Annotated in this window: 8 protein-coding genes; 3 read left to right on the forward strand and 5 right to left on the reverse strand. The window is 50.1% G+C overall.

From position 1 onward, the window contains the following. A partial coding sequence (locus tag GX441_08730; protein ID NLI98726.1) for a helix-turn-helix domain-containing protein occupies window positions 1–356 on the reverse strand: 356 nt, incomplete at its 3' end. 177 nt (window positions 357–533) lie between these two features. Between GX441_08730 and GX441_08735 the strand changes: the two genes are divergently transcribed. From GX441_08735 to GX441_08745, 3 genes are all read left to right on the forward strand, one after another. Then, window positions 534–1166, forward strand: a complete 633-nt coding sequence (locus GX441_08735; GenBank protein ID NLI98727.1) for a hypothetical protein — start codon at window positions 534–536, stop codon at window positions 1164–1166. Window positions 1167–1357: 191 nt separating this feature from the next. After that, window positions 1358–1615, forward strand: a complete 258-nt coding sequence (locus tag GX441_08740) for a hypothetical protein (GenBank protein NLI98728.1) — start codon at window positions 1358–1360, stop codon at window positions 1613–1615. 116 nt (window positions 1616–1731) lie between these two features. After that, the gene (locus tag GX441_08745; protein NLI98729.1) at window positions 1732–2667 is read left to right on the forward strand and encodes an HD domain-containing protein; all 936 of its coding nucleotides are present in this window, start codon (window positions 1732–1734) and stop codon (window positions 2665–2667) included. 86 nt (window positions 2668–2753) lie between these two features. Here GX441_08745 and GX441_08750 read toward each other — a convergent pair whose 3' ends face one another. The 4 genes from GX441_08750 to GX441_08765 form a co-directional block, all read right to left on the reverse strand. After that, the gene (locus GX441_08750) at window positions 2754–3215 is read right to left on the reverse strand and encodes a CBS domain-containing protein (GenBank protein NLI98730.1); all 462 of its coding nucleotides are present in this window, start codon (window positions 3213–3215) and stop codon (window positions 2754–2756) included. A 49-nt stretch (window positions 3216–3264) separates the two neighbouring features. Then, complete coding sequence (locus GX441_08755) at window positions 3265–4107, reverse strand: ChaN family lipoprotein (protein NLI98731.1); 843 nt, start codon at window positions 4105–4107, stop codon at window positions 3265–3267. A gap of 62 nt (window positions 4108–4169) precedes the next feature. After that, entirely contained in the window at window positions 4170–6020 is a 1851-nt protein-coding gene (locus tag GX441_08760) for a PDZ domain-containing protein (GenBank protein NLI98732.1), read from the reverse strand. Window positions 6021–6382: 362 nt separating this feature from the next. Next, on the reverse strand, window positions 6383–6605 hold a 223-nt coding region (locus GX441_08765; GenBank protein ID NLI98733.1), incomplete at its 5' end, for a hypothetical protein.

The raw sequence follows: 6605 nt of genomic DNA on the forward strand, positions 1-6605 counted from the left end.
AACCTGCGTAGGATGTGTCTCACCGTATCCTCCGACAGGTGGATGTTATAGTCTCTCCTCAGTATCCAGGCTAGTCGCCTCCGACCGTAACCTGTTTCTTTACGAAGCTTGGATACAAGACGCTCTACCATGGAAGCCGTCCTGCGAGGCGAGACGTGAGGTTTGCGGGAGCTGTCCTGAAGTCCTTTATACCCCTCATCCTCGTAACGTCTAAGCCACTTGCGAACCACCTGGCGGGAGGTCCCAAGCTCGCGTGATACCGAAGAGATGCTCTTTAATTCGTTGTAACGCTCCACTAGCAGAAGCCTTGCTTCAACCCTGTTCATGATGTATAATCTCTCATACCGTATTTGCATAGCCGGGGAATCTCCTTCTTTAGCTCTTTTTTTCTAATTCTAATGGAGATCCCCGCTTTCTTTAATACCCTCTTTAAACCCTGGTAACTATCTAATGGCGCACGAACTGCTACCCCTTGACAAGTCGTCAATGGAAAGTAGAATTATACACTTAAAAAAACCTAAGGAGGAATTAGTATGAAAAAAGCTCTTGCTTTAGCATTAGGTATAGTATTCGTACTCGGCTTCGCAGGCTGCGAAATCTTCAATCCGGGCGTGGACTATTTCCCGGTTAAAGCTGGTCAGATCTGGACGTACGAAACGGTTAAGCACGATTCCACATACTATGTAGCTACCGACAGCTCCGCAGTCAAAGACTCTACATGGGAAACAACTTCAAAGTGCGTCGGAGAAACTACGCTTGATAACGGCACCAAAGTCTGGGAGTTCGAGAATGAGGCTGGCAAATCATACATGGCGTTTGAGAAAGAAACCGTTGACTTTTATGCCGCTAAGGCGGATACCACACCTCTGTACAGCATACCTAAAAAGCTTGAGGTCGGCTCAAAATGGGACATTCCAGTCAATGATACAACCAACATAACCTGGGAAGCCAAATCAACCGAAGACGTGACGGTTACCGCAGGCACCTACGCCGGCGCTCTCAAGATATCGGTTACCACTCCTGGCGTCGAAATGGAAAACTGGCAGTGGTGGGACAAAGACGCAGGTACCGTCAAGGCTTGGACAAAAGCCGAGATAGATGTGCCTGACGTCATGTTTATGTTAATGGAGACTACAACACAGCTCAAGTCTATTGCTACCGAGTAACCTTTTTTTGGATATTTAAAGCGGGGCTCTGCCCCGCTTTTTTATTACTCTAAAGACTCTTGGGTTCTTTCACTTTCTGCCCTTACAAAGATTAGTCTCTCCACGATTGGCAAAACACTGAATCCATTTAAACTAATTCTGAGTCAAAGAGGAGAAGATATGAAAAAAAAATTTTTTTATCAACGGTGACAATGTTTCTTTTTAGTCTCGAAGGATGCGAGCTGTTCAAGGAGACTTTAGACTACTTCCCGGCAGGCACTTACAAAGCCGCTCTGAAGGTGACCGTAACCTACCCCGTGATTATCGAGTTCATTTCAGCTGAAGGCTATCGGCTATGGGACAAGGATGAAGGTATCGTTAAGACGTATACTAAGTTAGGCTCGACCGTGCCTGATGTAAGTTACTCAATCATAGAAACCATAGTTGAACTCCAAGAAGTAACAAGGTGACAAGCCTTAAGACGAATTATTAAAGCGGGCGCAGTCCTGTTTTTTACCCTGCGATCAACCTGCAAGATAAGTCGTTGGATTTGACAAATCGTTAATCTTCCTTAACATTAATACTTATGGACGATCATCTGCGATTTAAACTCGACGAAGAAGTAGCATCTATTGAGGATACTTCAATCCGTCTCTTTACAGCCAAGGCTCTTGAGCGGGTTCCCGATTACTTTTGGGAAGTGCCGGCTTCAGCCACAGGCAGGTTCCATCCGCTGGATACTTTGGGCAAGGGCGGACTCGTTCTGCATACAAAGCGAGTGGCCTATCTTGCCGAAGAGATTGGAAAGGCCTTCAAGATAGAGGGCGTGCAAGTGGACGTTTTACGCTGTGCAGCCATACTCCACGATTCATTCAAGAACGGCGTTAAGGACAACGGCCACACCGAAGAAGACCATCCCTTGATTGTCCGCTACCAGCTCAAGGAGCTTGAGTCTGAAACTTCGCATTTCGACGAGATAATGAGGGCTATTGAGTGTCACCAGGGGCTGTGGGGGCCCAAGCCTTTAAGGATGCCGTCTAAACCTTTGGAGTGGGCCCTTCACATTGCCGATTTCGTAGCGTCGCGTACCGCGATATACCTTTATTTCTCAGGGTACAATCCGGGAAAAATGCCGGAGGAGCTCGAATTTCCAGAGCTTTCCGAGGATCTCACGCCCGCTATCACCCAGTATCTCGACTTAAGGGAAAAACGGGCCGGTATTGAAAAGCAGATGGAAGCCCTGAAGCTCAAGATAACGGAGAAGATGTCCAAGATGGATGAGAGAAAAGTCGTGACCTCAAAGGGTTCTGCAAGACTCGTCGGCGAAACCCACTTCAAACTCAATCAGCCCAGGCTTAAGGAGATACTCGAGAAATCAGGGTTCTGGGATAAGGTTTCCATGGTCAACGAGAAAAGACTTCAGGAGTTAATCTCGGACGGACTTATCTCTGAAGAGGACCTTAAGGATTCCGTTGAGAAGGTCTCCAAGGACGTTCTGCGCATATTTCCCCGCGAAGACTGATAGCAGTTGCTAGGAATTTTGCGGCTATTAAAGCTTTTTCTTGGACCAGGATGATTGTTTAATTGTCAATCATTTTGAAGAAAACGTTAGACCGAATCCTTGGGGATGTCGAAAAAAACCCTCATTATATCGCGTCTGCGAATGACGCCTGCCAGCCTTGATTTGTCCACGACCGGAAGAAAATCAAGACGCTGGCGTTCCATCTCAGCTGCGGCAAGCGGAAGGGAATCATCCAGCGCGACGGCGTTTATCTCAGTACGGAAGAAATCGGCGACCAGGAAAAGTCCGCTCGTTGCACCGAAGAACGCCCTCGCATTGACCTCTTCCAGCTCGCCAATGAGCGCTTCGGACAGCCGCTCCACGTGCTCTGGCACGAACCCTCTCAAGAGGTAGGCAAGCGTTATTACGCCCAGCGGACGCATATTTTCATCTACGACCACTATGCCGTCATGTTCCTTGGAAAGCATGATCTCAACGGCTTGTTTGAGCGTATCTCTTGGTAAAATAGAACTTGGATTAGGGTCCATGCACTCGCGTACTCGTATCATGCTGATATGATACTCCTTTCCTTGAATCTGTCAATTACGGTTCAAAGCGTCAACGGCAGAGCATTATGAAATCGGCCACTCCCGAGAACTCCTCGCCGGAGACATTCGAGTCATAGGGCAATAGAGTAACGACGGCAATATTAAGGCCTGGACGGGACTTTTCGAGCTGGTAGGGTATCCCTAGATGGTAGTCCGAGTGGAAGCGGCCGCAGAAGAATAGAACCTTTCGGCCCCGCTCAAGCCAGGAAGAGAGAGAGGATGCCATTACCGCATCCTTTAGCGCCTGCGCCTTGAAAAGGTTCTCCGGGTTCATTGCACCCATAGGACCTGCGTGCGGCATACCTTCCATGGTCGACATAAACCGCTCGCGATACTCCTTTGAATCAAAGTCAATAGCCGCGGGAAGATATACGCTGTCCTCACCGAATAGCTCGGGGCTGAAGTCGCCTGAGCGAGATACTAACGAAGCCATCCTGCGGGGTACGTTTGCGGCGACAACCGGTATCCCCTTTGAGCGGGCGAATTCCACCAGGGGCCGATAGTCCGTCTCATAGTTCGGCCAGGGTCTTGAACCTTCAAGGAAGGCACTTTCATCAATCTCGCCCGCAAGATAGGAATCGAGTACATGCTGAACATCGCGCTCGAACATCTCGAGCCCCATCACGAGAGTCGAGTCCCTGTCAAAGAGGTTGGAGAGCAATTCAAGTTCGGCTCTGTGGCCTTCCGGAGAATCGTGCTCCTCGCCCACGAACGCAACGTCGTAATCGTTAAGCCTTTCGTAAAGGGTCGCAAGGCTAATTGTATCTGAGTTCGATGCGAGCACCGTTGACTTCTCTTCTGTCGAAGCGCTCGATAAAAACGCAATGACGACAGCTAAAAACAAATATGTCATTGTTCAATCCTTTGAGCGGATGGCACGCGGTTCCGGCTGCGTACGCATGAATACCGCTCTTATCAGTAGTAGGTCCTTAGCGTCAGCGTAACGTCTCTTGATTCTGCGCCATGCATGAGTTTAAGGGTTATCTCCTTGCCGTCCTCTGCGCTGAAAGCCTGCCTGATTGCCGCAAGGCCCATATTCTTCGCCAGCGCGCCGTCCACCTGGTAAAGCTCCTCGCCAGGCTTGATTCGAGCATCCTCTGCTGGAGAGCCGGAGGCGACTTCCGAAACCACAAAACGGCCGTCATCGAGAACGCCGAGCACGATGCCGCTTTTACCTATCCTGTACTCGGATTCGAGCGCCTGGTTCTGCCTAAGCGCCAGACGGTCTCCGTTGTAGTCGAGGATGAAATCAAAACGTTTCAGTATATCGTTGCCCACTAAACCGTCGAACTGGCTCGACGCAAGCAAGCCTGAGCGTGCATTCTGCGCAAAACCTGCAGGAAGATTCTCAAGCACGAAAGGTCCCATCGCGAACATCTTCAGCCTGCCTGCAAGCATCTTCACGTTACCGGTTGCCGGATGAAGCTCTGAGGCGACAAGCTTCGAGCGGCCCTTGGCCAGATTATTCTTCCTTATGAAGGGTTCAGAAAGATCGAGCGAGGATGAAGAGGCTGTCTCGAGTACGAAGCGTCCGGGAAACCCCTCCACGTAACCGCTGACTAAAGGTATCCGGGAATCATAGGAGCAGGTGACGTAGCTGTATCCGGCAGGCGCCGAGAACTTGTCCCGTTCATAGACGGTGATTGTATTATCTGAAAACCGCACCTCGGTCGCGAACCGGGACAGAAAATCGTAGCCGAGCACCATGTCGACCGGGCGGCCCGGGTAGCGTAAATAGAGATCGGAGGATTGCATAGAAACGTCTACCTGTCCGTACAGGCTGACTCCGGGAAGCGAGAAGGAATCGACCATCACCATGGGCATGCCTGCATACTCGCTGGGGTTCTCCGCCTTGAACTCGCCCGCAGGAGCAAGCATAAGCCTGCGTGCTAAAGAGGCGTCTATTGCGGAGACCCTTTCTCCGGAATCAAGAATAAAATTGAACGGTCCGTCGCCGTTGATTCTGCCCCGGAGATAGATGCAGCCGTCGGCAAAGTCAAAAGGAAACTGGGCGCTCTTCTCGCCCTTGCTGAAGGCATAGTTTTGTTCTACAGGTTCGGTTATCACGAAAAGACGCTCGTCAACGTATCCGTTCACCTCGACGGTATAGAAAGAATAATCGTAGGTCTGCTGAAGCTCCTCGACAACGGTGTGTATGTTTCTCGGAACCATCACGCCTGACGACGCCTCGAAGTTTTCATACTCGCTCGTCGTCGTGAAGCCGTCCGCCGTAGTTTCGCTTTTGGCGAGAAGCCAGGTCTGCTCGTCTATCCATATCTTCACGGGATAGCCCCTGTCGGGCAGAACCTCCATAAGGATGAAGCTCCTTCCGGCTTCGCCCTCCCTGGACAGGTAGCGCACCCTGACTGTCGAGTCGGGCATCATGTAGCCGTAGCTTAAAATCAACGCTTGGCTCAGGGCGGTCTTGCGGGCCTCTTCGCCTCCGATTGACAAAACCCCGTTAGCGTCTATCTTCCACTGCTCCTTGCCGTTGAAACACGCAACCTCGTTCTGAACCCCGAGCTTAATCTCATTGCGTATTCTGTCAGGCGCCAGAACGATTATTGATGCGGCGCCCTTAAGACCTCCGGACTCGACTGAAGCATCGAGTTTTATCGATCTGAGCCTTGAAATCAAAGCCTCGCCTCCCATGGCTTTCATGTGCTTGGCAAGAATCTGGTCCGCCTTGTAAAGCTGCGCGCCAAGCGGTAAAGCAACAGCCATCATTCCCCAGATGAGTAATTTCTTAAAATAATCAGCGCTCATACGCCTCCTTTGGTTTCAACTCTAAAGATAGCCAAAGTTAGTGATATGTCAAGACAAAACGGCCGTAATTAACTTTTCTTGCATATTTCCCGGATTCAGACGACATATCGTAATTCACAACACCTTGGAATAGCGTATCTTGCTTACGCTCAGCTCATAATTTTCATTAGTATTCGGTTCAACACATTAGTTTTAATGCGGGTTGAGATTAGACGAAGTGTTTTACTTAAGATTTTTATGGATGAGACCCTTTTTTCACAATCCCCAGGGGTGAAGGCTCAGAGAAGCCGGCATCGATATGCAGCGCCAAGGCCCCGCTTACTTAACCTTGCAGTTCTCTTCGCGATAAGGCTATATCGCTGTCAATATTTTGGACTCTCTAGCATCACCCTCAGCCTGCACTCCTTATCGCCGCGGATGACGGAGGATTCCAGTTTTACATCGACTGACCGATTCAATGCCTGCTCGAACATCGCCCTGGTCCAGCCGACTGTGCATTCGCAGTACCAATGCGGAACATCGCCCCCGAACTGCTTCTTAAGATGGCAGTAGCACTTCGGGTAGACGACATAGACCTTTCCCTGC

The sequence above is a fragment of the bacterium genome (assembly GCA_012517375.1).
Classification (GTDB): domain Bacteria; phylum Hydrothermota; class Tepidihabitantia; order B3-TA06; family B3-TA06; genus JAAYVC01.

What these genes read in the sequence shown, in the direction of transcription:
- GX441_08735 (NLI98727.1), top strand. Translation starts at nt 534, where the DNA reads ATGAAAAAAGCTCTTGCTTTAGCATTAGGTATAGTATTCGTACTCGGC.
- GX441_08740 (NLI98728.1), top strand. Translation starts at nt 1,358, where the DNA reads ATGTTTCTTTTTAGTCTCGAAGGATGCGAGCTGTTCAAGGAGACTTTA.
- GX441_08745 (NLI98729.1), top strand. Translation starts at nt 1,732, where the DNA reads ATGGACGATCATCTGCGATTTAAACTCGACGAAGAAGTAGCATCTATT.
- GX441_08750 (NLI98730.1), bottom strand. Translation starts at nt 3,215, where the DNA reads ATGATACGAGTACGCGAGTGCATGGACCCTAATCCAAGTTCTATTTTA.
- GX441_08755 (NLI98731.1), bottom strand. Translation starts at nt 4,107, where the DNA reads ATGACATATTTGTTTTTAGCTGTCGTCATTGCGTTTTTATCGAGCGCT.
- GX441_08760 (NLI98732.1), bottom strand. Translation starts at nt 6,020, where the DNA reads ATGAGCGCTGATTATTTTAAGAAATTACTCATCTGGGGAATGATGGCT.